General features: G+C 49.5%; 31 protein-coding genes. 20 read left to right on the plus strand and 11 right to left on the minus strand.

Annotated features, from left to right (window positions below):
• Genes purF through purC form a run of 5 tightly spaced genes read right to left on the minus strand, consistent with a single transcriptional unit; the run spans position 1 to position 5,062 of the window.
• Complete coding sequence (gene purF / locus L3N51_RS04615; protein WP_238025764.1) at positions 1-1,341, minus strand: amidophosphoribosyltransferase; 1,341 nt, start codon at positions 1,339-1,341, stop codon at positions 1-3.
• The gene (gene purL / locus L3N51_RS04620; protein WP_238025765.1) at positions 1,338-3,446 is read right to left on the minus strand and encodes a phosphoribosylformylglycinamidine synthase subunit PurL; all 2,109 of its coding nucleotides are present in this window, start codon (positions 3,444-3,446) and stop codon (positions 1,338-1,340) included. The genes purF and purL overlap by 4 nt, the downstream gene beginning before the upstream one ends.
• On the minus strand, positions 3,443-4,111 hold the full coding sequence (gene purQ, locus L3N51_RS04625) for a phosphoribosylformylglycinamidine synthase I (RefSeq protein WP_238025766.1): 669 nt from the start codon (positions 4,109-4,111) through the stop codon (positions 3,443-3,445). The genes purL and purQ overlap by 4 nt, the downstream gene beginning before the upstream one ends.
• Positions 4,092-4,364, minus strand: a complete 273-nt coding sequence (gene purS / locus L3N51_RS04630; protein ID WP_238025767.1) for a phosphoribosylformylglycinamidine synthase subunit PurS — start codon at positions 4,362-4,364, stop codon at positions 4,092-4,094. Before purS ends, purQ begins: the two co-directional genes overlap by 20 nt.
• The gene (gene purC, locus L3N51_RS04635; RefSeq protein ID WP_238025768.1) at positions 4,361-5,062 is read right to left on the minus strand and encodes a phosphoribosylaminoimidazolesuccinocarboxamide synthase; all 702 of its coding nucleotides are present in this window, start codon (positions 5,060-5,062) and stop codon (positions 4,361-4,363) included. The genes purS and purC overlap by 4 nt, the downstream gene beginning before the upstream one ends.
• Positions 5,063-5,166: 104 nt before the next feature.
• Here purC and metG point away from each other — a divergent pair, with 104 nt between their 5' ends.
• The 3 genes from metG to L3N51_RS04650 are packed head-to-tail and all read left to right on the plus strand — an operon-like array spanning position 5,167 to position 7,107.
• A complete protein-coding gene (gene metG / locus L3N51_RS04640; protein WP_238025769.1) occupies positions 5,167-5,505 on the plus strand; it encodes a methionine--tRNA ligase subunit beta in 339 nt (112 codons plus the stop codon).
• Entirely contained in the window at positions 5,499-6,494 is a 996-nt protein-coding gene (locus L3N51_RS04645) for an NOG1 family protein (RefSeq protein ID WP_238025770.1), read from the plus strand. The genes metG and L3N51_RS04645 overlap by 7 nt, the downstream gene beginning before the upstream one ends.
• Complete coding sequence (locus tag L3N51_RS04650) at positions 6,475-7,107, plus strand: 7-carboxy-7-deazaguanine synthase QueE (protein ID WP_238025771.1); 633 nt, start codon at positions 6,475-6,477, stop codon at positions 7,105-7,107. The genes L3N51_RS04645 and L3N51_RS04650 overlap by 20 nt, the downstream gene beginning before the upstream one ends.
• Here L3N51_RS04650 and L3N51_RS04655 read toward each other — a convergent pair.
• Complete coding sequence (locus tag L3N51_RS04655) at positions 7,033-7,677, minus strand: tRNA(Phe) 7-((3-amino-3-carboxypropyl)-4-demethylwyosine(37)-N(4))-methyltransferase (RefSeq protein WP_238025772.1); 645 nt, start codon at positions 7,675-7,677, stop codon at positions 7,033-7,035. The two genes, L3N51_RS04650 and L3N51_RS04655, sit on opposite strands and share 75 nt — an antisense overlap.
• Before the next feature lie 88 nt (positions 7,678-7,765).
• On the opposite strand from L3N51_RS04655, the gene L3N51_RS04660 reads away from it, so the two are divergent.
• The 5 genes from L3N51_RS04660 to L3N51_RS04680 are packed head-to-tail and all read left to right on the plus strand — an operon-like array spanning position 7,766 to position 11,408.
• On the plus strand, positions 7,766-8,149 hold the full coding sequence (locus tag L3N51_RS04660) for a hypothetical protein (RefSeq protein WP_238025773.1): 384 nt from the start codon (positions 7,766-7,768) through the stop codon (positions 8,147-8,149).
• Positions 8,139-9,488 carry a dihydrolipoyl dehydrogenase family protein gene (locus L3N51_RS04665; RefSeq protein ID WP_238025774.1) on the plus strand — a complete coding sequence of 450 codons (1,350 nt, stop codon included), beginning with the start codon at positions 8,139-8,141 and terminating at the stop codon, positions 9,486-9,488. The genes L3N51_RS04660 and L3N51_RS04665 overlap by 11 nt, the downstream gene beginning before the upstream one ends.
• A 24-nt stretch (positions 9,489-9,512) precedes the next feature.
• Complete coding sequence (locus tag L3N51_RS04670) at positions 9,513-9,836, plus strand: winged helix-turn-helix domain-containing protein (RefSeq protein WP_238025775.1); 324 nt, start codon at positions 9,513-9,515, stop codon at positions 9,834-9,836.
• Between the two features lie 40 nt (positions 9,837-9,876).
• Positions 9,877-10,374, plus strand: coding sequence for a cell division protein CdvB3 (cdvB3, locus tag L3N51_RS04675; RefSeq protein WP_238025776.1), 498 nt, complete (start codon positions 9,877-9,879; stop codon positions 10,372-10,374).
• A gap of 23 nt (positions 10,375-10,397) precedes the next feature.
• Entirely contained in the window at positions 10,398-11,408 is a 1,011-nt protein-coding gene (locus tag L3N51_RS04680; RefSeq protein WP_238025777.1) for a phosphate uptake regulator PhoU, read from the plus strand.
• Here the strand turns inward: L3N51_RS04680 and L3N51_RS04685 are convergent.
• Genes L3N51_RS04685 through pyrE form a run of 3 tightly spaced genes read right to left on the minus strand, consistent with a single transcriptional unit; the run spans position 11,405 to position 13,237 of the window.
• The gene (locus tag L3N51_RS04685; RefSeq protein WP_238025778.1) at positions 11,405-12,046 is read right to left on the minus strand and encodes a hypothetical protein; all 642 of its coding nucleotides are present in this window, start codon (positions 12,044-12,046) and stop codon (positions 11,405-11,407) included. The genes L3N51_RS04680 and L3N51_RS04685 overlap by 4 nt on opposite strands.
• A complete protein-coding gene (locus tag L3N51_RS04690) occupies positions 12,018-12,665 on the minus strand; it encodes an orotidine 5'-phosphate decarboxylase / HUMPS family protein (protein ID WP_238025780.1) in 648 nt (215 codons plus the stop codon). Before L3N51_RS04690 ends, L3N51_RS04685 begins: the two co-directional genes overlap by 29 nt.
• The gene (gene pyrE, locus L3N51_RS04695) at positions 12,662-13,237 is read right to left on the minus strand and encodes an orotate phosphoribosyltransferase (protein ID WP_238025781.1); all 576 of its coding nucleotides are present in this window, start codon (positions 13,235-13,237) and stop codon (positions 12,662-12,664) included. The genes L3N51_RS04690 and pyrE overlap by 4 nt, the downstream gene beginning before the upstream one ends.
• A 69-nt stretch (positions 13,238-13,306) precedes the next feature.
• On the opposite strand from pyrE, the gene pyrB reads away from it, so the two are divergent.
• The 12 genes from pyrB to L3N51_RS04755 all read left to right on the plus strand — a co-directional run bounded on the left by pyrB (position 13,307) and on the right by L3N51_RS04755 (position 21,310).
• Positions 13,307-14,203, plus strand: coding sequence for an aspartate carbamoyltransferase (gene pyrB / locus L3N51_RS04700; protein ID WP_238025783.1), 897 nt, complete (start codon positions 13,307-13,309; stop codon positions 14,201-14,203).
• Positions 14,196-14,672 (plus strand): aspartate carbamoyltransferase regulatory subunit, encoded by a 477-nt coding sequence (gene pyrI, locus L3N51_RS04705; RefSeq protein ID WP_238025784.1) that lies wholly within the window; start codon positions 14,196-14,198, stop codon positions 14,670-14,672. The genes pyrB and pyrI overlap by 8 nt, the downstream gene beginning before the upstream one ends.
• Positions 14,669-15,250 (plus strand): 2-polyprenylphenol hydroxylase, encoded by a 582-nt coding sequence (locus tag L3N51_RS04710; protein ID WP_238025785.1) that lies wholly within the window; start codon positions 14,669-14,671, stop codon positions 15,248-15,250. Before pyrI ends, L3N51_RS04710 begins: the two co-directional genes overlap by 4 nt.
• Positions 15,240-16,391 (plus strand): dihydroorotase, encoded by a 1,152-nt coding sequence (gene pyrC, locus L3N51_RS04715; protein ID WP_238025786.1) that lies wholly within the window; start codon positions 15,240-15,242, stop codon positions 16,389-16,391. Before L3N51_RS04710 ends, pyrC begins: the two co-directional genes overlap by 11 nt.
• On the plus strand, positions 16,372-17,235 hold the full coding sequence (gene pyrD, locus L3N51_RS04720; RefSeq protein ID WP_238025880.1) for a dihydroorotate dehydrogenase PyrD: 864 nt from the start codon (positions 16,372-16,374) through the stop codon (positions 17,233-17,235). The genes pyrC and pyrD overlap by 20 nt, the downstream gene beginning before the upstream one ends.
• Positions 17,232-17,528, plus strand: a complete 297-nt coding sequence (locus L3N51_RS04725; RefSeq protein WP_238025787.1) for a hypothetical protein — start codon at positions 17,232-17,234, stop codon at positions 17,526-17,528. Before pyrD ends, L3N51_RS04725 begins: the two co-directional genes overlap by 4 nt.
• Positions 17,512-17,844: a hypothetical protein gene (locus L3N51_RS04730; RefSeq protein WP_238025788.1), complete on the plus strand. Its 333-nt coding sequence runs from the start codon at positions 17,512-17,514 to the stop codon at positions 17,842-17,844. The genes L3N51_RS04725 and L3N51_RS04730 overlap by 17 nt, the downstream gene beginning before the upstream one ends.
• Complete coding sequence (locus L3N51_RS04735; RefSeq protein WP_238025789.1) at positions 17,831-18,433, plus strand: MarC family protein; 603 nt, start codon at positions 17,831-17,833, stop codon at positions 18,431-18,433. The genes L3N51_RS04730 and L3N51_RS04735 overlap by 14 nt, the downstream gene beginning before the upstream one ends.
• A gap of 58 nt (positions 18,434-18,491) precedes the next feature.
• The gene (locus L3N51_RS04740) at positions 18,492-18,962 is read left to right on the plus strand and encodes an Lrp/AsnC family transcriptional regulator (RefSeq protein ID WP_238025790.1); all 471 of its coding nucleotides are present in this window, start codon (positions 18,492-18,494) and stop codon (positions 18,960-18,962) included.
• Between the two features lie 153 nt (positions 18,963-19,115).
• Positions 19,116-19,391: a DNA-directed RNA polymerase subunit M gene (locus L3N51_RS04745; RefSeq protein ID WP_238025791.1), complete on the plus strand. Its 276-nt coding sequence runs from the start codon at positions 19,116-19,118 to the stop codon at positions 19,389-19,391.
• Between the two features lie 163 nt (positions 19,392-19,554).
• Positions 19,555-19,785 carry a hypothetical protein gene (locus L3N51_RS04750; protein ID WP_238025792.1) on the plus strand — a complete coding sequence of 77 codons (231 nt, stop codon included), beginning with the start codon at positions 19,555-19,557 and terminating at the stop codon, positions 19,783-19,785.
• 13 nt (positions 19,786-19,798) lie between these two features.
• Positions 19,799-21,310, plus strand: coding sequence for a B12-binding domain-containing radical SAM protein (locus L3N51_RS04755; RefSeq protein ID WP_238025793.1), 1,512 nt, complete (start codon positions 19,799-19,801; stop codon positions 21,308-21,310).
• Here L3N51_RS04755 and serS read toward each other — a convergent pair.
• Together serS and L3N51_RS04765 are read right to left on the minus strand one after the other, a co-directional pair.
• Positions 21,307-22,674, minus strand: a complete 1,368-nt coding sequence (gene serS, locus L3N51_RS04760; RefSeq protein WP_238025794.1) for a serine--tRNA ligase — start codon at positions 22,672-22,674, stop codon at positions 21,307-21,309. The two genes, L3N51_RS04755 and serS, sit on opposite strands and share 4 nt — an antisense overlap.
• Before the next feature lie 99 nt (positions 22,675-22,773).
• Positions 22,774-23,184 carry a metal-sulfur cluster assembly factor gene (locus tag L3N51_RS04765; RefSeq protein WP_238025795.1) on the minus strand — a complete coding sequence of 137 codons (411 nt, stop codon included), beginning with the start codon at positions 23,182-23,184 and terminating at the stop codon, positions 22,774-22,776.
• Positions 23,185-23,247 lie beyond the last annotated feature (63 nt).

Genomic DNA, 23,247 nt, shown 5'->3' on the forward strand with positions numbered 1-23,247 from the left:
TCACCTTGCGAAAACGCTCTCCAGACTGGAGAGGTCATATTTCCCCTTCAAGGGGTATTCTCCCGTGAAACATGCCTTACATAGGGTGGTTCTCCCAATGGCCTGAACCATCTCCTCCACGGAGAGATACTCCACACTATCGGCATTGAGCTCTCTAGCTATGGCCCTCTCATCCCCAACGTTGGCCACTAGCTCCGATCTTCTGGGAAAATCAATTCCCATGTAACAGGGAAACCTGATCATGGGTGACCCGATCCTGATGTGAACCTCGTTAGCCCCGGCGTTCCTCAGCGAGTTCACCAACCTCTTCATGGTGTTTCCCCTGACTATGGAATCGTCAACTAAGACTACTCTCTTTCCCCTGATCGCCCATTCAACAACCCCAAACTTCTCCTTCAATACCTCGTTCCTCTTCTCGTTGGATGGCATAATGAAGGATCGCTTTGAGGATACGGTTCTAACCAGGGCCTCCTCCATGGGGATACCGCTCGTCCTTGAGAAACCCAGAGCAATGGGTCTTGAAGAGTCAGGCACCGGGACCACGATGTCTCCCCGTGCTGGATGATTCCTGGCCAGTAACTCTCCGAGCCTGATCCTTGACGCGTACACTGAGATTCCATCTATCTCGGAATCAGCCCTGGAGAAGTAGATGTACTCAAAGGCACACGTGGTCGTAGGAAGGGAGGAAACCCTCTCCCTGATCAGGTTATCCCTGGTTATCTTAACTATCTCCCCTGGATGAACGAAACCTATTACCCTTCCCCCCAACTGCTTGATTGCTGAGTCCTCAGATGATACAACCTTGTTTTCCCCTATCTCGCCTATGACAAGGGGTCTGAAACCCCGAGGATCCCTCATGGCCACGATTTCCTCCCTAGAGGAGAGAACCAGAAGGGAAAAGGCTCCGTCAGCGACGTCCATGAATGCCTTAGCTGAGCTCTCCAGGCTCCTTCCCTGGGAGAGTTGCCCCCTGAGAAAGGAGAGAATGAACTCCGTGTCCGTGGAGAACCTCCCGTACCTGAAATGGTTGGTTATGGTACCATTGAAAGAAACCGCTATGGAACCATCGTCTAGGGGCTGGGCCTCCTGAAGTGTGGTGGACCCAGTTGTTGAGTACCTCACGTGACCAATGGAAAAGAACGACTCCCCTATGTCCTTGGGATCCAGAGCTTCACCCACCAGGCCAAGTCCCTTTCTAGTAAGGACTTTACCCCCTTCTATCCACGAGATTCCTGCCGATTCCTGCCCCCTGTGCTGAAGGAGCTTAAGACCCTCAAAGGTGAGCTTCGTCGAGTCTGGTCCCACGGCCCCGAAAACCCCACAGTGTTCCCTTACGTTCATAACGACCCCTCCAGAAAGGTATAGTAGTTCTCCACCACGGAATCCATGGGGAAGGTCTCGTCGTCCAGGACAAGTTTGCCTCCATCCCTGGTTGCCTTCCCTATTGCAGAGGCCTGTATTCCCATCCTTCCAGCCTGATACATAAACCACTGTGGATCGCTTGTGAGCACCAGGAACCTCCCTCCGTTCTCCGAGAACATCTTTCCGAGGACGCTTGAGGTCCCAACCACGTGAGAGGAGGAAATCTTCACGGAAAATCCCTTGGTCAGGATTGGGAGAAGCGCTCCCGCAAGACCACCCTTGGATATATCCTTGTTCCAGATTACTTTGCCCTCGTTTATTCCCTTTATCACCAGGTTTGACGCTATCAGATCCTCCATTAACCTGGTCTTGGCCACTTCTCCACCTCCACCGAATATCCTGGAGAAGAGGGTTCCAGCCAGTTCGTTCCTTGTCTCCCCAATCAGTACAAGGTTGCCCTCATCTATCCTGTTCCTAGCCAGTTTACCTTCAATGAGTCCCGCCATCACCACGAGAGGGGTAGGCTTTATGGGATTTCCGTTCTTGTCCTCATTGTGGAACGATACCTTTCCTCCTACCACTGGAATGGAGAAGAACTTTGAGGCTTCCGATATCCCTCTCACTGCATCTATGAAGTCCTGATACACGTTGGGCTTTCTGGGGTCTCCAAACTGAAGGTGATCCACCAGGGCTATTCCCCTTGCCCCAACCGTAGCTAGGTTCCTGTATGCCTCGGCAACTATGGCCTTACCACACTCGTACGCGTCCTCGGCACAGAGATCCTGGTTGGCGTCTCCCTTCAGCGCAAGATACTTCCCGTTGGGCAACTCCACTACAGCGCTGTCCGCCTGCCCCGGCTTCACCACAGTGGACGTTCCAACCTCATAATCAAACTGGGAGTAGGCCCACTCCTTGCTTACCAGATCAGGATGAGTGAGTATAGCCCTCAATGCCTCCCCGAGGGGAACCTCCCTCCCTGGCTCTCTCCTCCTTGAGGCTCTCTCCGCCGGCCAGACGTTGAGGGGAGGAGAAAGAAGGAGGTCTGAGGGTAACTCAGCCACTACCTGCCCATTATACTGGAACCTTATGGTGGGGTCAGCGGTGATCTCGCCTATGTCCTCGCACGGATAGTTGTACTCCCTGAACTTGGAGCACACGGACTCCACCCTTTCAGGTTTCACTGCAAAGAGCATCCTCTCCTGGGTCTCAGATATTATGATGTCCTCCGGCGAAAGATACTTGAACCTCAAGGGTACCTTCTCTAGGTTAACCACCGCACCAAGTCCGTTGGCCATCTCCGTGACTGCCACGGCCAGTCCTCCGCCCCCAAGATCCTTTATGGCCTCAACCTCCTTTGCGACCTCCAGGGTCACGTCAATGATTATCTTCCCCGCAAAAGGATCCGCTATCTGAACCGCTCCGATCTCATCCATACCGCTCAGTTTCCTGGAGGCAAAGGAAGCTCCTCCAAGACCGTCCAATCCCGTGAAGCCGGCGAGGACAAGTCTCAGACCTGGCTCCTTAACTACACTGGGCACAATGGAATCCTTGCTCACGATCCCCGCACATGCAACGTCCACAAGTGGATTATCGTTATAGGTCTCGTCAAATGAAAGTTCCCCTCCAACGACAGGAACTCCGACGCTGTTTCCGTAGAAGCCTATTCCCGCAATAATGTTCCTGAGTAACCACTTTCCCTTCTCGTCAAGTTTCCCAACCCTTATCATGTCCAGAAGGGCTATGGGCTTTGCCCCTTTACTTATAATATCCCTCAGAATTCCCCCAACTCCAGTGGCTGCACCATTGAAGGGATCAATTGCCGAGGGATGATTGTGACTTTCAACCTTGAGAACTAGCGCAAGCCCGTTCCCCACGTCCACTGCACCGGCATCCTGCCAGTCCTCCACGCTCATTATGACGTTGGGACCGGTGCTGGGCAGACTCCTGAGGAAAACCTTTGAGCTCTTGTAGGAGCAGTGCTCAGACCATAGCGCATCAACCAGTTTCCATTCCGCTTCCCTGGGTTCTCTCCCCAGAACCCTTCTCACCACTTCCATTTCGCCACTTGATAGTGTGAGGATCATTTCCCAAACACCCTCAATATCTCAAGTCCGTCTCTCGATCCATCGGGTGAAATTGAGGAAAAGGAGGCCCTTTCCGGATGTGGCATCAATCCAAGAACGTTCCCTGCCTCATTGGTGATTCCTGCAATGTTCATGAGAGATCCGTTGGGGTTGGCTTGGGGTGATGGTTCTCCCCTTTCATCCACATACTGGAAAACAGCGAGCCTGGAGGCCATCTCCTCGTCATCAAGAAAGTACCTCCCCTCCGCGTGGGCTATGGGCATGAAAAGCACATCCTTACTCTCCCCTGTGAAGGGGGTATCCTTTCTCCTGACCCTTATCCTGACCCACCTGGTTACGAACCTCAAGTTAATGTTGGGAAGAAGGGCACCCCTAAGCAGTCCGGACTCCACCAGGATCTGGAACCCGTTGCATATACCCAAGACCAGCTTTCCCTCATTGGCCATCTCCCTTACCCCCTTCATGGCCTCACTGTTGGCAGCAATGGCCCCAGCCCTCAAGTAATCCCCGAAACTGAAGCCCCCAGGGATGACCACTGCCTCATACCTGTCGGGATCCAGGGAGTTGAACTTAACCACCTCCGCCTGTGCGCCAACCTCTTTCAGAGCCTTCACAACGTCAAGTTCACAGGTGGTACCTGGAAACTTAATCACTGCCGTCCTCAACCTTCTCTGCCCTCACCTGGAGCTTGTGCACTATGGGATTGTACAGCCTTCTCTGCTCTGCCAGTTCCCTTGTTAATTTCTCTGCCTCCTCCCTTGAAGAAGCCTCCATGGTTACAACCACTATCTTTCCCACTCTCACCTCAGCAACCTTACCGGGCAAGGTGGAGTCCACTACGTATCGTTTGAGGGTCTCGCCCTCCGGATCCCTCACTCCATCCTTGTTGAGTATTATTAACTCCACCCTGTACATCATATCACTGACCTCAACCTGTCCAGAAATTCCACGTAGGAGGACTTGACCTGATCCAGTGGATATCCCTTCCTGTAAAGGTCCTTATCCAAGATCCTCCCGTTGGGTTCCCTCACTCTCATGGAATCCAGGGAGATCTCATCTCCCACCACAAGTTTACCTCCATCTCTCCCAAACTCGAGCTTGAAATCATAGAGTATGAGTCCCATCTTGGAAATCACTCTGGATAGGGTATCGTTAACCCTGACCATGATATCCTCCACCTGCCTTGCCTCCTCCTCATTCATGAGCTTGAGGTGTCTCATGTGGTGGTAATTGAGCAGGGGATCGTGACGTGCGTCGTCCTTGAGAAAGAACTCCACGATTGGCGGATTGAAGACTTCCCCCTCCTTTATGGGCAACCTCTTCACGATACTCCCCGTGGCGTAGTTCCTCAACACAACTTCCACGGGTATCATGGTTAATCTTCTGGCAATCATGGTCCTCTCGTCCTTCATTCCTACGTAATGGGTCTCTATGCCATCCCTCTCCAGCAATCTGAAGAGGAGAGCTGAGGTCTGGGCATTCAGAACTCCCTTCCCCTCTATCACGTCCGCCTTGGCCCCATCCCCAGCAGTTACGGAGTCTTTGAACCTAAGGAGAACATGTTCGTTATCAAGGGAAAAGACTTCCTTGGTCTTTCCCTCCGAAATTTTCTCCATAACAACATTTACGTGCTTAGCTTAAAAATTCGCCTCTCAACTGCGTTTACATTTACTTCCTCAAGTAAACTCAGCTATTAAACGATGGGATTACTGGTTCAGGCATGGAAATTACAATAGACGATTTTCAGAAGGTTGAGATGAAGGTCGGACTCGTCGTTGAAGCGGAAAGGATAGAGGGAACTAGGCTCCTGAAGCTCAAGATAGACCTTGGAGGAGAAACTAGGCAGATAATATCGGGCATTGCCGAATACTACACTCCAGAACAGCTGGTTAACAAGAAGGTGATAGTCCTGGTTAACCTGAAACCCAGGGTGATAAGGGGATATGAAAGTCAAGGAATGATACTAGCTGCAGGCTGTAAGGAGGATGAACAAAGGGGAGTGAAACCTGTCCTTCTCGCGCCTGATGGGGACGTACCCCCGGGTACCAGAATATGTTGAACCCCTTTGAGAGGCTTAGACCCCCACCCAGCGTGGACAGCTTCGTGGAATCCCAGGCGAAGAGGCTCAGCTCCATTGGTGGAAAGACGGTTAAGGAGAGGGAGATCAGGAGGCTAAAGGACTACAGGGACAGGATAGAGGTTTACGTTGAGTTTGTGAAGGCCTTTCCCAGGATCAATGACCTTCACCCCTTTTACAGAACGTCGCTGGAGATCGCCTCAGGATCTCTGGACAGGGTGAGAATGTGCCTATCTGCCATATCAAGGCACGCCAGCATGGCCCAGAACATGCTCGAGAGATACATGGTCATGATCAGGAGGGAACCGGAGGAGAGGGCCAACTCCCTCATGAGGGCTGGGTTCGGCAGGGCCAGTTCCATCTTGAGGAAAATGAGCGATTGCGTTGAGTGGATTTCTGAAGTGGTCGCAGTGATCTCCAAGGGGAAGGCAATAGACCCGGAACTTCCCACAGTGATGGTGGCCGGACCGCCAAACGTTGGGAAATCCACTCTGGTGTCTAGAATATCCTCGGCCAAACCTGAGATTGCCAACTATCCCTTCACCACCAAGGAGATTCACGTTGGCCACATGGACTGTGGTATGAGGGTTCAGGTAATAGACACCCCTGGTATTCTGGATAGGCCTGACATTGAAAGGAATGTGATTGAAAGGAAGGCTGTCAATGCGTTGAGGAATCTCAACGGTCTGGTTATTTTCCTCTTTGACGTTTCGACCTCCTCCATTTACGGGGCAGAACAACAGCTGAATATCATGAGGGAGGTCAAGGCCCTTGGCAAACCGGTTATCCTAGCCATGAACAAGATAGATGCAGTTGACGAAGCCATGAGGAGGGAAATACTCTCCAGAGTGGGAGACAAAGTCCTAGAAATAAGCTCGGAAAAGGGAACTGGAATTCCCGAGCTTAAGAGGGAAATTTTTAATTGGCTTAAGTCAATTTCACAGGATCCAAGTGCGGTACTGGATTGTTGAAATATTCACGTCAATTCAGGGAGAGGGGCTTGTAATAGGGAGACCGTCAAACTTCGTCAGGCTAGCTGGATGTAACCTCCGTTGTGTTTGGTGCGACACCAAGTTCTCGTGGGTGAGGGAGGACGGGAAACCCATGGAGCTGGAGGAAATAATCAGTAAGCTGAGCAGGTCGGTCAGGTGGACCACAATCACTGGTGGGGAACCACTCCTTCAGGATCTGATCCCGCTGGCCTCAACTCTAAAGAACATGGGCTACAACGTGGCCGTGGAGACCAATGGAACCGTGAAGCCTAAACAGGAACTCAGGAAGATTGTGGACGTGTTTTCCGTTTCCCCAAAACTGTCCAACTCAGGTCATAAGCTGAGGTACGACTTCTCAGATGACTGGGCCACATACTACAAGTTTGTAATCGTTGAGCCCTACAGGGACCTCAGGGAGGTGAAGGACTTCGTTGAGGAACAAAGAATAGATCCCGAGAAGGTGATAGTTCAACCCGACGGCAACAGGCAGGACTACACACAGGCGCTCAGGGAGCTATCAGACGCCGTTATGGAGCTGGGACTCCCCTTCAGGGTCCTTCCCCAGCTTCACAGGATCATTTCCTATAGATAGGATTGCGTCCCTTAGCTGATTCTTCTTCTCCTTCCCCTTGGCAAGTATCTCGTTGGCCACTTTGGTCACCTCCTCCAATTCCTCAAGGCGTGGGGATACCCTATCCTTCAGGAGGTGAACCATTCTTATCCCGGTTCTCAGTTCCAGCAGAATTCCCTTGCGATTCTCAACCAGGACTCCGCTGTGCTTGAAACCCACCTCCCTTGCAGTCTTGAGAATGGTCCACGCCTCCTCGTAGTCCCTTGTGTAAACGTGAAGGATAGGACCTTGGACAATAAGCCACAACCTCCTCACGTGTTTTCTTTCCACAATTCTGGGCAGTTCGTCGCCGGGTAGTCCAAGATGGTTCTTGTATATTACTGAGGAGTCCTTTCTGCTCCACGGATAAAAGGAGTCAATCACGGTTATCCTTCCACTGCAACTGCTGTAGGTGAATGCCTTATCCCTCTTCATGAATGCCTCCAGGAGGTCCCAGATATCTGGATCCAGGTACCCTATCTCCTTATCCCTTAGCAGTCGGGCGTTGGCTTCTTCCTTAAACCTCGACCACTCTGAATCCCTGTTGAGCATAGATTAAGCTTTACTTGCTTAACTAAATAACTAGTCGTCGGAAGGGTAAAGGGGTAAAGAACTTATTCCCACTCTCCTTTAGTGACCCATGAAAGCTAGGGAAGTAGTGGACCTCTACAGACGAGGGGAGGAGTTCAGGGTTAAGGTTGACTTCATAGATCCGGGTAGCCTGGCGGAGTTAAATGAAATTCCCCTGGAAACTCAGGTATTGCTGGAGAGGGGAGGAAGGAGAAGAGTGGTTTATCTAGCTTTCCTTAAGATAGCGTACGACTGCAATCCAGAGTTCGCAAGGGATTACTTAGATCTGGACCTCTCCCTGAACGATATACACGAGAAGTATGGGGTCTACACTGACCTTGAGTACGTTGCCCTCCACTGTCTTCACGCGGTGAGAGATGAGGACGCTGCACATGCCCTTCGTAGGTTAAAAACCTTTATACTCTCTCGTAAGAGTAGTGACCATGGACTTTGATGTAATAGTAATAGGCGGCGGAGTGGCAGGCGTTTCTGCTGCTCTCAGGGCCTCAGAACTTGGAAAGACAGTAGCCCTGGTTGAGAGGGACCAGGTGGGAGGCGAATGCATAAATAGGGCGTGCATACCTTCCAAGACCCTTATTGACGCAGTGAAGACAGTGAACAGGGTATCCTCCTCCCCATGGATAGTTTCCTCTGCAACCTTGGACTACGCTAAGTTAAACGAGAATAAGGCTAGGATAATAACGGCAATTAAGGACAGGATGGAACACAACCTTAACGCCAAAAACGTGAGGGTGATTAAGGGAAATGCCAAGATAAAGGCTCAGGGAGAGGTGGAGGTGGAAGGAAAGACCATAACGGGTGATCACCTAGTTTTGTCCACGGGATCAGTACCCCTATCCCTGCCGGACTTTCCCCTCAACGGGAAGAACGTTCTGGATCCATGGACTGCCATGAACCTGAGGGAGCTCAAGAACAGGATTGTGATAGTTGGGGGAGGAGTTGCTGGAGTGGAGCTTGCGACCCTGTTCAGGGCCCTGAACAAGGAAGTGACCATTCTGGAGCTAATGCCCCAGCTATTGCCGGGATTTGACAGGGATCTGGCGTCAACCACCAAGAAGAGGTTGGAGGAGAAGGGGATCAGGATATACCTCAACGCCAAGTCCAAGATTATAAACTCCGATGGGACTGTGAAGTTCTCCGTTAACCTTCCAAACGCTTCCGAGGAAGTGGAGGGAGACCTGGCCGTTGTCACCATAGGCAGGAAAGCTAGCACTGAAAACCTTAACCTCAAGGAGATTGGGGTGGAAACGGATCAGAGAGGATACGTGAAAGTTGACGAAAGGGGAAGAACCACAAACCCCAAGGTCTTCGCTGCAGGAGATGTGGCGGGAGTGCCACTGTCCGCGACCAAGGCCTGGAGGCAGGGAATAGTGGCAGGCGATAACATAGGAGGGAAGGACAGCAAGATGCCCAAGTATATTCCCTCCTCCATATTTGCGGATATGGAAATAGGGACAGTGGGAAAGACCCTTGATGACCTGAAGAAGGCTGGAATAGACGCCAGGGAGGTGATGGTTGAGATGAAGGACATACCCAGGGCCTGGACCCTCAATGAGACCGAAGGATTCCTGAAACTGGTGGTGGCAGGGAACAAGATTGAAGGTGCTCACATGATTGGTGAGGGGGCGACAGAGGTTATCAATACCATGGCCTTGGCCATGGAGTTGGGCATAACCATAACTCAACTGTATTCCGTGACCTTCTCCCATCCCACGGTGAGCGAAGTGATTGGTGAGGCAATTCAGAGGCTGACTCACGGAGAGATATATTAAGATGGGATCGGTGTGGATATGTAAATGGGTGACGATAGGGAGAGGCGACAGGTAAGGAAGCTTTTCATTTTTCTATTTTTGACATCAAGGGGAGGCAACACTAGGATAAGAATTGTGGAGGCTCTCCTGAAGTCTCCCTTGAACGCAAACCAGTTGAGTAACGTCCTCTCCCTGGATTACAAGACTGTCCAGCATCACTTGGACGTCCTAATGGAGAACATGATAATAACAAGGGAAGGCACAGGCTATGGCGCACTATATAAACCAAGCAAGTCATTCATGATGTACATTGACGTTTTCAATGAGCTCATTTCTGATGTAAAGATGCCCAAAACCACAAAAAAATAACCCTAAACTCTCTTAAGCGTTATGCCACGATACTAATCTCATGAAAAAAGAGTTTCAGAGACTTCTCATTGACGTTAAGATTGCCAGGGGTAAAATAAGGCTATGGCAAAGCAGGCTCAGCTCTAGGGCAGAGCAGTTCAAGAGACTCTCAGCTAATAACGCGACAAGGTTCGCCACTCTTGCTGAACAGTACGCTAAGGAGTCGGAACAATTGGAAAACATACTCAATTACATGGAAAGGCTTGACATCCTTCTCGAGATGGTCGAACTTAAACTTGAGACCCTGACCTATATAGATTATATATCCCAGGACATGGTAAACCTCATGGAGGCACTGAAGGAGTTTAAGCGGCTAACTCCCCTCCTGAGTACGGAGCTGAGCATTCTCGTGGACGAGCTCTATTCCGGCTTCTATGCCTCGGTAGAGGTACCTGAACCCATGAGAATCAAGGCTAGGGAAGAGGCCAAGGCCATCCTCAAGGAGAGCGAAAATATAGTTAATAGTAGAAACAAGACTAGGGTAGGTACTCAAGCTTAAATATATATAGTTCTATATACAGTATGCAGAGTAGATCATCAAGAAGGATTCAGTTGACTGGCGGTTCCACTTACATCATATCCTTACCCAAGTCGTGGGTGAGACAACTATCCCTGAATCCTGGAGATGAAATCGAGGTAATTCAGGATAACAATTTCAGGCTTCTCCTTGTCCCTAAGGGAATTCCACAGGATACCAAGCAGAACAGGGCAACCATAACCTGCGAAAATCTGAGGCCTACCTTCGCGGTTAGGGAGTTCATTGCCTACTACATGGCAGGTTTCACGATAGTTTCGCTGATATGTCCCAAGATGAAGGCTGAAGAGAGGACTCTAGTCAAGGATAGTGTAAGGAAGAGACTTCTTGGCGCAGAGGTTATAGAGGAGGACAACTCTAACCTCACGGTTCAGTTCTTGGTTAACGAAAAGGATCTACCCATATCGAGGGCCATAAACAGGGCTGCCGTGATCACTCAAAACATGTTGAAGGACACATTGGACGCCCTGAGGAACAACGACGGGGAGATGGCCAAGGAGGTCCAGGAGAGGGATGATGAGGTGGACAGATTCTACTTTTACGTAGCCAGACAATTGACACTCAGTATCAGCTCATTTGAGATACTGGAGGAAGAGGGGTATAACGCAACCCAGATAGTGGATATTTACTCTGCAGTTAAGTCCATTGAGAGGATTGCAGATCACGCCAGCAGAATCTCAAGTCTGGCCCTAGAAATTGGACCTCAAACACCTCAACCAATCTTGGACTTTGGGAGTAAGGTTCTTGAGGTTTACAAGGAATCTACTAGGGCATTCCTGAACGGAAAGAGGGAGATAGCCAACAAGATCATAGACCAGGATTACGAGCTTGCCATGGAGCATAAAAAGGTGACGGAGGCCATCTTTAGGTCAAGTGAGAGCACTAAACCTTCCCTCCTACTTGTCACGGATTCCTTCAGAAGGGTCAGCAGGTACTCCCTTGATTTGGCTGAGACAACCATAAACCTGCTCGCCAAGACTAAGGCGGTAGAGTCCTAGAGCCTGTTCAAGGACATTGCGAGATTCGGTGCCCTGAACGAGTTGTAAGCCTTGGTTAGTTCCTCGAGCGTTTTAGCCTTCTTGACCTTGCTAGCTAGGTCAAGTAATGAATCTCTGTCCTCTAGGGTGTAGGGTCCATTTCTATATAGGATGAGGGCACATTCGGGATTCATGACCCCTATGCTGAAGTAGCCCTTTATGAGCAGATTATCTGCGGTCTCCAGATCTGGATTCGAGAAGAGGCATATTCCTGGATGGGTGTGGGCTGACGTGACACCATGGGGCATGGGTAGACTCACCCTGTTCTCCTCTCCCTCGAAAATAACGTATTCCCCCGTATCCAGCGTGAACGAAATGAACTCCACGCCGTTACCCATGGTCTTCTTGGAGTAATCCATGAATACCTGTTTAAGGAAATTCAGGTGTGCCATATAGATCTCGCGATAGAGTATGCTGTAGGGATACGGCCCCTTCCCGCTCTTAACTCCCTCCACTGGAACCTCAGAGAAGAGATCCTCCAGGTCAGTGGTGCACACTACATCGTTTTCCTCGAAAATCTCCTCTGCCCTGTTCACCAGCGAGGAAAGTTTGGCCAGCCTGACGGAGGTATCATGAACCCCTATCTTTTGCTCCTTCACAGGAACTCAGGACCTCCTCCTGTGTTCTCACTATCTCCTCCACCCTCTTGATGGGGTCGGGAGACTGATAGATGCTCCTGCCCACTATCTCGTAATCGGCACCATGACATAGGGCCACTCCAGGCTTAGCCCCCTGAGCACCCACACCAGGGGATATCACCACTTTATCTGGAAAGTCGCTCTTTACCCTTGAGATCATAAATGGTCTGGTAGCTGGTGCCACAAAACCCCTTGGATTCACCTTTCTGGCCACTTCCCTCAGGTAGGGGTAGAAGGCGTCATTCCATCCAGGATGGGACATGGACAGCACAAGGAATAGATCCACCTTCTGACTAAGTGGTGCAAGACCCCCCTCCACACCCACAAAGGCGTGGGCTATGAAGGAGTTGGCCACGTCCTTCAGTTCATCCGCAATCAACAGCATCGTGTTGTCTATGTCAGCAAGTTTCAGATCGAGTATTTTCATCCCTTCAACAAGGTCCATGAGTTCCTTAACTCTCCCTTTGCCCAGGGAAAGAAGGAGGGGCCATCCCACCTTAATCCCCGCCACTTTACCGTTAAGTTTCCTTAAGGTTTCCTCGGGAACGGGAGAATCTAGGGAAAGGATAACCCTGTTCACTTAATTCCACCTAGATATTCCTCGATGAGTTTTCTTTCACTCTCACTCAAGGTACTGGAGACAGACCGCAGGATGTCACTTATCTTAAACACGGAGATGAACTCTATTCCAAGATCCCTCAACTTTTCAGATGCTCCTTCCTCCCTGTCCACAATCACCAGTGCTCCCACCACCTTACCGCCACTCTTGGTTATCTCCACCGACGCCCTCTCCAGGGATCCCCCCGTGGTGGCCACGTCATCAACCACCAGAACCTTTCTACTGGAAACCTCTCCTTCCACCAGCTTATCCGTCCCGTGCCCCTTCTTCTCAACCCTTACGTAACCCATGGGTACGTTCATCTTACATGCCAGAAAAGAAGCTAGGGGTACACCTCCCGTCGCCACACCCATTATGAAATCAAACCCGACCTTCTCCACCTTCTTGATAGCCTCCTCCACTACCTGTCGAAATTCTGGGTAGCTTGGGAACCTCCTGAGGTCGATGTAGTAGGGACTGGTCTTCCCTGACGTTAGCACGAAGTTACCAATGAGGAGCAATTTTCTTCTCACTAAGACTTCTCCTATATCCATTGTAACCCAGTCTAGATACTAGGAAAAGAGTTTAAATATAGTTCGAATCAATAGTTTGAAGGGCATTACGTGAGAGATGTAATTTCGATCCTTGATTTTTCCAAGAGTGAGGTTCTGGAACTTTTCGAACTTACGGACGAAGTTCTCTCTGGCAAATTCAAGCCAAGGCTGGAGGGAAAGATAGTGGCGACGGCGTTCTTTGAGCCCAGCACCAGAACTGCATTGAGCTTCACCAGCGCGGCCCTCTCCGCCGGGGCAAAGGTTCTTGGATTCTCCTCGGACGAGGCCACGTCAGTGTCCAAGGGAGAGAACCTTGCAGATACCATAAGGATGTTGGAGAACTACGCTGACTGCATAGTGATGCGTCACAAACTGGATGGCTCAGCCAAGTTCGCCGCAGAAATCGCCAAGAAACCGGTGATAAATGCCGGGGATGGGAAAAGGGAACATCCCACCCAGGCCTTGATAGATATGTACACCGTGAGGAAACTGTTTGGGACCATGGAGGGTCTAACCTTTGGCTTCCTTGGAGATCTAAGATATGCTAGGACGGTAAACAGCATGTTAAGGATACTTACCATGTTTAGGCCCAGGATGGTGTACCTGATATCCCCTCCACAGCTAAGGGCCAGGGCAGAGATCTTGGAGGAGTTAAACTACCCCGTCAAGGAATTGACCGACGTTAGGGACATCATAGGGGAACTGGACGTGCTTTACGTCACGAGAATACAGAGGGAGCGGTTCTTGGACGAGGATGAATATGAAAAGGTAAAGGAAAGTTACCGTCTCGAGTACAGGACTGTGGAGAAAATGAAAAGGGATTCCGCCATTTTGCATCCCCTTCCAAGGGTTTCAGAGATAGATAGAAGGATTGATTCCATGCCACAGGCAAAGTACTTCCTTGAGGCATCCTACGCCGTTCCCCTGAGATCAGCGTTACTCCACGAGGTAATGGCCGGTGATTGAGTTGAAAAGCGGTCTCATAGTAAGCAAGATAAGGAACGGGACAGTCATTGATCACATACCTGCAGGAAGGGCATTAGCTGTCCTCAAGGTCCTGGGAATAAAGGGGATAGAGGGGTACAGGATAGCGCTAGTGATGAACGCTGAAAGCTCCAAGATGGGGAAGAAGGATATCCTGAAGATAGAGGATCGGGAGATAGAGGAGAAGGAGGCGGAATTGATCACCTTAATTGCTCCGGACGCCACGATCAACATCATCAAGGACTATGAGGTGGTGGGGAAGAGGAAGCAGGAGATACCCCAGGAGGTAGTGGGACTGCTGAGATGTACCAACCCCTCATGTATTACCAACAATGATGTGGAGGCGGTAACTAGGTTCAGAACCATAAAGAGGAAACCTCTCCAGCTGGCATGCGAGTACTGCGAAACCAGGCTCACGGAAGATGAGGTAGTGAGGCAGATTCTGGGATGATCTCCAGAGTCCTAGAGTATCACCGGGAGGGAAAGTCCACTAGGTTCTTGCTGGAGTATCATGGAAGGCCACCTAAACCAGGACAGTTCCTGACCGTGATAGCACCGGGGGAGAAGGAGATTCCCCTGGGGGTATCAGACTACAGGGATGGAGAGGTAGAGGTATACGTGGATTCCAAGGGTCTGGCTCAATGGTTAATTGAGAGCAAGACTGTGTTAGTTGATGGACCTTTTGGTAGACCTCTGAAACTGGGAAACACTAGGGCAATCACCACAGGGGAACTTTACCACGACGTTCTCTACCCTCTCAGGGAGGCAAGGAGGATGGGTTTTGACGTTGGACTTGAGTGCATTGACGAATGCGATGCCAACTTTCCCTCGGGAAGGAGGGAGCATTGGGATCTGGTCATAGCCTCTGTCCCGAAGGAGAGGATTAGGGATCTCCCCCCAGGAACGCTGGTTTACGTTAGATGGGTTAAGATGAATTGTATGAACGGCGTTTGCGGTGTATGTCAGATAAAGGGAAACCTAGCCTGTGTAGAGGGACCGTTCCTTGAGGTTGAGAGAGTTGTGGATTAAGGGAAAGCTGTTCCTTGGGGAGATAGTGGAGGGATGTGTGGGATTTGATAGAAGGATAAGAGAGGTGAGGAAGGAATGCAAACCCGATCTGAAGCTACCTGAGGACTCAATCATAGTTCCGGCTGGGGTTGACATGCACGTTCACTTGAGGGGACTTCAGCTTTCCTATAAGGAAACTGTGACCTCTGCAACCTCCGAAGCGGTGTACGGCGGTATCGGAGTTGTGGTGGACATGCCCAACACCCTGCCAGTTATCAACAGCGAGGAGACAATAAAGCTCAGGCTTGCCGAACTGGCCAATCACTCCAGGTGTGATTACGGTATTTACTCGGGCGTCACTAAGGAGAACGTGGATAATCTGCCAATAGCTGGGTATAAGGTGTTCCCGGAGGACCTGGAAAAGGAGGAAGTTCAGAGGGTGTTCTCTTCACCCAAACTAAAGGTTCTTCACCCTGAGATTCCCATGTCCCTTCGCCCGGGGAGGGGAAACAGGCGACTGTGGCAGGAACTTGCCTCCCTCTTCCTGATCAGGGGAAAATTCCATATAACCCATGTGAGCAATCTTGATACCTTGAGAATAGCGAGGACGCTGGGCTACACCACAGATCTTACAATGCACCATCTGCTTGTGGATGGAGAGAGGGACTGCCTTTCAAAGGTGAACCCTCCCATTAGGGACGTAACGGAAAGAAGGAGGCTGTTCTCAGCCCTGTTTGAGGCGGACGCAGTGGCTAGCGATCACGCTCCCCACTCGAGCTGGGAAAAGGGTCTACCCCACGAGCTCTGTCCCCCGGGAATACCCGCCATGTCCTTTACGCTCCCCTTCATTTACACCCTAGTGTTCAGGGATGTCCTCCCCATTTCAAGGGCCGTGGAGCTCACAGCTATGGGCCCAAGCAGAATCCTGGGTATTAAGGCAGGCGAAATAAGGGAGGGTTACCTGGCCAATTTCACGATCCTGAGAAAGGAGAGGTGGAGGTATTCCACCATGTACAGTAAGGCTATACATACCCCGCTGGACGGATTTGCCTTGGACGCAACGGTGCATGGCACAGTAGTGGAGGGAAAAGTTGCCTACCTGGACGGACATTCTTATCCTGTGAGGGGATCAAATGTATTCGATGATACTGGCAGGAGTTGAACTGGAGGATCCCTTCATTATCGCCTCAGGGATAATTCCTGACGTTCCCGAGTACATGACTCGAGTGTGCAAACAGTATAGACCATCTGCCATAACCACGAAGACCTTCACCCTCAACCCTCTGGAACCCCACAAGCCTCCAACCCTGATCAGGGTGGGCGACGGATGCTACATGAACGCCATAGGCCTTGGAAATCCGGGAATACGGGAACTGAAACCGGTGGGATGTAAACTGTTCGTTAGCGTCGGGGGCTCATCCAGGGAGGAGATCGTGAAGACGTCATCCTTGGCTAACGAGCTGGCTGAACTCATTGAGATCAACGTGAGCAGTCCTAACAGGAGGAGCTATGGGGCTGATATGGCCCAGTACGTCAGGGAGATCGTGAAGGATGTTAAGAGCGTGACCACCAGACCGGTATTCGTTAAGTTGGGCCCCTGGGATAACGTTCTGGAGCTAGCTGGGAGGGCTCTTGAGGGAGGAGCGGATGGTCTAACTCTCATTAATACACTTAAGGGAATGAAGGTGGACGTGTTCAGTGGGAAGCCGATCCTCAGCTACGGAACAGGGGGCATATCAGGCAGGTGCATTCACCCCCTTGCAGTCAGGATCATACACGATGTGTACAAGGAGTACCAACCCGAGATCATAGGGATAGGAGGAGTTTTCTCGGCTGAGGACGCGCTGGAACTCATGGAAGTGGGAGCGAAGGTGGTGGGTTTGGGAACCCTGATCATTGATCGGGGATTAGAGGCCTTCGCGTCCCTTAGACAGGAATTTCACAGGTTGGTTCAGGAGATGGGAATAAATCCAAGTAAAGTAATAGGATCAGCAGTGAAAAAATGACAAGGATAAACATGAAAGGAAGGGATATGGAGAACCTAGTATTCCTGGGGAGGGTAAAGACTGTGAACGTGGAGTTCTGCAACGAGAGCAAAACCATGGCCAAGGTCGTGGCTACACTGGACACAAGCGAGGAGGTAGAGACGGAGTGCATTCCCATTAGGGCTGCAGGAAAAATCTCAACCGTGATGAAGCACTACCTAAGGCTGGGAGTAGGAAATTATATAATTAAGGAAGGAGATGTGAGTGGAAACGTGGATATGGAGGGAGGAGATGAGGATGAAACTCAGAATTGATAAGTTACCCAAAACTGACGAGGATATAGAGGAAATACAGAGGGAAGTTGAAAGCTCTCATCAACACGAACATGAGCATCATCACCACGAGGAGTCAGACCTAGAGTCCGTTCTTGGAGAACTTTACATGAACTATCAGAGCCTAGACTCCAAGACCAAGGAGCTGGAGGAGGAGAACGCAAAACTCAGGAAGGAGATTTCCACACTTTACAGGATATTGTCTCACGTCGTGGTAGCCCTTTCCACCAATAACGAGGAAGAAAAGCGTAATGCTTTAAGTGAGATCCTTTCTGTACTAGACAATGATAATAGATAGCGTCCTAGTAATTGCGATAAAAGTTTTTGCGGTTATGGACCCGTTCTCAATCATACCCTACATTCTATCCATCTTTGAGGAAGCAACTCAGGGAGGAGAGAACATGAAGTGGTCCTACCTCGTTAACAAGGTTGAGGTTGCGGTTGTAGTTCTTCTGCTTCTCTTCTCCGTAATAGGGAGATTCATATTAGAATTCTTGGGAATACAGCCCTATTCCCTGGAGATAGGAGGCGGAATCTTGCTCGTTTACCTGGGAATAGATACTCTAGGCGGGTTTCAACAACTTAAGTTCCTCTCCAAGCGACTTGAGGAGGCCGTGGTCACCCCCATTGCAACGCCTCTAATAGTGGGTCCTGGTACCATGACCGCCCTGGTTTCCCTCTCCGTTCAGAACAGTATACTTGAACTGGCCATAGGGAGTCTAATAGCTGCACTCCTCACCTACTTAGTCCTCATGATGGGCCCTCTCCTCATTAAGATCCTTGGGAGAACAGGAACAGTTGCCGCTGGTAGGTTTACTGCCATAATAATAGCTGCCTTTGGAGTGCAGTTAATTATCCAGGGTATATCACAGGCAAAGGTTGCATGACAATTCCTTCGGAGAATAAAAATTTTTTAATTAGAAATCAGATTGATCGTAGGGTTTCATGTCAAACAATGGAAGAAAGAAAGTTGAGTTAGATACAGTTGACAGGAGGTTACTTATTGAACTGTTGAGGGACTCTAGAGTCAGCCTGAGGAGACTCTCCGAGGAGATGAGTGTATCCCCCGCTACACTTCATAATAGGTTGACCAGACTTGTCCAGGAGGGTGTGATCAAGGGATTCACGGCCCTCGTGGACTATACCAAACTCGGTTACTCACTTTCTGCAATCATCATGGTGAAGGTGAGTGGAAAATACCTTGTGGAGTTTGAAAAGGAGATTGCAAATACTGACAATATCGTCGCGGTTTACGATGTTGTTGGTGAATATGATGTAGTCCTTATTGCTAAGTTTAGAAGCGTTGAGGATCTTGACGTTTTCCTAAAACAGCTCCTGAAGAACAGCAAGGTGGAGAGGACTTACACCAGTATTGTCCTTAATGCAGTTAAGGAGGACCCAAGGGTAAGGATTTGAGCCAGCTCAGATCTCATTTTTAACATTTATTTTCATTTTTGTGACCAAAATTCTCTCAAAATCACGTATGCCCAAAATCCTTAAATAGGAATCCCAGGGCTTACCTATTATATGGTGTTTTGATTGAAGTTCTGTCCTAAAGATGGTGGCATAATGCTACCTGCCAAGAAGGGGGACAAGGAAATACTGAGATGTAAAAAGTGTGGATATGAGGAACCGCTGGACAAAAAGACCAAGAAGGCGTATCAAATAAAGGAGGATAAGTCCAAGTCCGGGAAAGTGTTGACCACGTCCATTGTGAGCGAGAAGGAAGGGAGAAGAAGAGAGGACGACGAATGGGAGCAGGAAAGGGAGGAGTACTATAAGGAGATTGGTTTGGATCTACTGAGAGATGAACTTGAGGGTTCAGAGGAACACGAGGAAGAATAGGATCCTAGCATTCAAGATTTTCTGAAATCACGGCTTTACATTACTGTTCTGAACGGAGAGGGAAACCAGATAAGTCTGCAGATAATATAACTTCATACCACTCGTTGAATGGTAACTTTAACACCGTAAACATTATATTAGCAATCTCATTATTCATTGACTTATGAGAATTTCGGAAACTACGAACAAATATTTGCTGAGGAGAGGTAGTACGGAACTTTTCATTGAGGAGGTTAAGAACGAGAAGGGCGAAAGGTTTTTTTCCGTGAGCCTCATCGGAAATGCTAAACTGGCGAATGGGGATGAGTGGGCCCTTAACAAGGGCGACTACAAGGTTGTGGACAGGAACAATGCGGATGCAGACCTGAAGAAGCTCCTCCAAACACTGAAATAGGAGGGGTGAAGCGATGGAGAACTTTGACTTCATCCTAACAACAGACCGCTGTTTGATGACCAATCACCACGGTAAGGAATTCCTAGGCTTCCTGGGAACAGGACCTGCTGTGGGAGTTCCTGAATCTGCGTGGAAGTGGCTGGCCTGTCCAAAGATGAAGACAGACGAGATCGGCAGGCCATGGGAAGCCCCCTACGGAATGAGAAAAGTTGAGGCAAAGCTCATAGAGGAGGGATTCAGAGCTGCAATAATAGATCCCGACCACCTAGCGCCTCACCTCAAGAACGCCAAGGCCCTCATGTTCTCCCATCACGACTACTTCGCGTTTGGACCACCGTCTTCCACATGGTGGGGTATAACTAAGCAGGAACCAGTGAATTACAAGAGCTTCCAGGAGCTGATTAACAAGCCCGAGGTTCAGGAGGCTAAGAGGAGAGGCGTAAAGATGATAGCAGGAGGTCCATCTGTCTGGCAATGGCTTTGGAGAGAGGACATGATAGAGAAAGTTGGCATCGATACGTTGGTTGATGGTGAGGCAGAGAGGGTCATTGGTAAGCTGGCTCAAATGATCCTAGATAATGAGGACCTTCCTAGATACATGTATGTAAGCGGAGAGGACGTACCCGGTATAGAGGACATCCCAGACATCAAGGGTGCCAGCGTTAACGGTCTCATTGAGATAATGAGAGGATGTGCTAGATCTTGCAGATTCTGCTCAGTTACTCTGAGACCCACCAGATACTATCCTCTGGAAAAAATAGAGAGAGAGTTGCAGGTAAACGTCAGGGCTGGGGTTAGACATGGTGTGATTCACAGTGATGACGTCCTGTTTTACGGTGCGGTGGGTATACTTCCAAGGCCAGAGCCACTGATCAAGCTCCACAAGATGGTAAAGAAATACTATAAAACAATAGCCTGGAGTCACGCAAGTCTGGCTGCCATAAGGTTCTCCGAGGAGAAGTATGGTCTCATCTCCAAGTTATCTGAGATCATATACGAAAACGGGTCGCAAAACTATCTGGGTGTAGAGGTAGGTATAGAGACTGGATCTCCCAGGCTGGCGAAGGAGATAATGCCAGCTAAATCTGCTCCATACAAGCCCGAGAGCTACCCTGAGACTGTTGCTGAAGCCTTCAAAATAATGCACGAGCATAACATAATCCCTGCGGGTACCATGATAGTTGGGTTACCTGAGGAGAAGGAGGATGACGTCATTAGAACCATTGAGTTAGTGGATAATCTGAAACCATTCAGGAGCATACTGGTGCCCATGTTCTTCGTTCCCATGGGCTACTTCAAGAACAAGGACTGGTTCACAAGAATCCAGTTGAGTCCCTCCCACATCGAGCTGTACAAGAGAGTGTTCTGGCACGACGTTTACTGGGCTGAGAACATCCTGAACAGCTTCTACATGAAGGGGCCAGTTTACTTCCCCGTCAGAATGATACTGAAGCTGTTCCTGAGAGTGGCAAAAAGAAGAATGAAACAGGTTGAGGCATGGTTAGAAAGCCAGATGAAGGCTTAACCCTTTTTTCTTGGTGTTATGTAATCCTTAGGAGCTTTCTGGAACCTTTCAAGATAGGGTCTCAATACTCTGGGTATCAGCACTGAACCGTCCTCCATCTGATTGTTCTCAAGAATTGCAGTAATGGCTCTGGTCGTGGCTACTGCGGTACTGTTGAGGGTGTGTACAAATCCCTTTCTGTTCTTCTTCCTGTCCACGAACCTTATCTTCATCCTGAACGCCTGCCAGTCCGTGCAATTGCTACAGCTAACCATTTCCCTGAACTTGGCCTGTGCGGGCATCCAGACCTCCAAGTCATATTTCTTTGCGGCGCAGGCTCCAAGGTCTCCTGAGGCAATATTCACTACCCTATATGGTAACTCTAGGCCCTGAAATATCTGTTCGGCATTGCCTAGAAGTTCCTCATGGAATTTCCAGCTCTCCTCTGGTAAGGAGAAGACGAATTGTTCAACTTTATTGAACTGATGAACCCTGAATATTCCCTTAAGATCCTTGTTAGCTGCACCTGCCTCCTTTCGGAAAGCTGGACTTAGACCTACGTACTTCAGAGGGAGTTTTTCAGCCTCTATCTCCTCCTTAAAGTAGAGTGCGGCTATGGGATGCTCTGCCGTAGCTATGAGGTAAAGGTCTTCTCCCTCAATCTTGTATATTGCATCCTTGAATGTGTCAAGATCGATCACGGACTGTATCACCTCTCCCCTCAACATGTAAGGTGGAATTACCAGCGAGTAACCCTTGGAAGTTATCACGTCCAGTGCATAGGCTATGAGGGCCTGTTCCAGCCACGCGACATCCTCGAAAAGGTAATAGAACCTAGATCCCGCCACCTCCCCGGCCTTCACCGTATTCCCCAGTTTCAGTACACTCTCCAGTTCGTCAGCATGACCAACGGGCTTGAATTTGATTACCTCATACTCGGGGTTAAGACCCTTAACCTGAGATAGAAACTCGTTCACATCCTTCTCATAAACTCTGAACTTACCCCATACCTTGATGGGCAAATTATATGAATCGTCCGGTCCCACGGGAACGCTCTCATGAACCACATTGGGTAAGGTTCTCAGGATGTTGTCCCTTTCCTCCTCTATGCTCTTTAGTTCCTTCTCCTTTGCCTCAATTGTTGCGAGTAGCCCTCTTGCCTCCTCTATCTTCTTTTTCCTCTCATCGGGAGAGAGCCTCGGAATCTGGGAACTGACCACATTATGCTCATGTCTGAGTCTCTCCACTTCCTGAAGTATTGCCCTCCATTTCTTGTCTAGCTCCACAGCCTTCTCCGCCAGTTGAGGATTTACGTTCCTCTTCCTTAGACTATCAATTAGTGCATCTGGATTGTTCCGTATTAGCTCAAGTAAACTCCAAGACACAACTGAATAAAAAGATGGGAGGTTTTATCTTCTATGGCGAAGAGGAAGGATATCAACTCCTCATTCAAGGAATTCATCTTCAAGAAACGAAAACACGTGTTAGGATCCCTGATTCTGAGATGTGTTCTGCTCCTCTGAGGGAAGTCCATAGGTCTGGATCCACATCTCCACAATATCGTAACCATATAGCTTCTTGAACTTCTCCCTTCCCTCAACGCTCATCTTCAAAGGACTCCACTGGGTTTCCATATCTATGTCCACGTCCACGTTTCTTGCAGGTACTGTCTCCTTAACCACTTCCTGAACTGTGTAAACCAAGTCGTCCACAACTGGGCAACCGGGTGCGGTAAGGCCCAGCTTAAGGTAAACATCTCCCTCATCTGAGATCTTAAGGTCATAAATCAGACCCAAGTTCACTATATCCACAGGAATTTCTGGATCATACACCTCTTTCAAGGCTTCCATCAGTTTCTTAGTCCATTCCTCTTTGTTAACTGTTTGTGTACTCATGTCAATCACAATACATTGTTAGCGTGGGTTTTATTCTTTTTTTCCTAAAAACCATCTATTTCT

Origin of the sequence: Metallosphaera javensis (ex Hofmann et al. 2022), assembly GCF_022064045.1 — an archaeon.
Lineage (GTDB): Archaea > Thermoproteota > Thermoprotei_A > Sulfolobales > Sulfolobaceae > Metallosphaera > Metallosphaera javensis.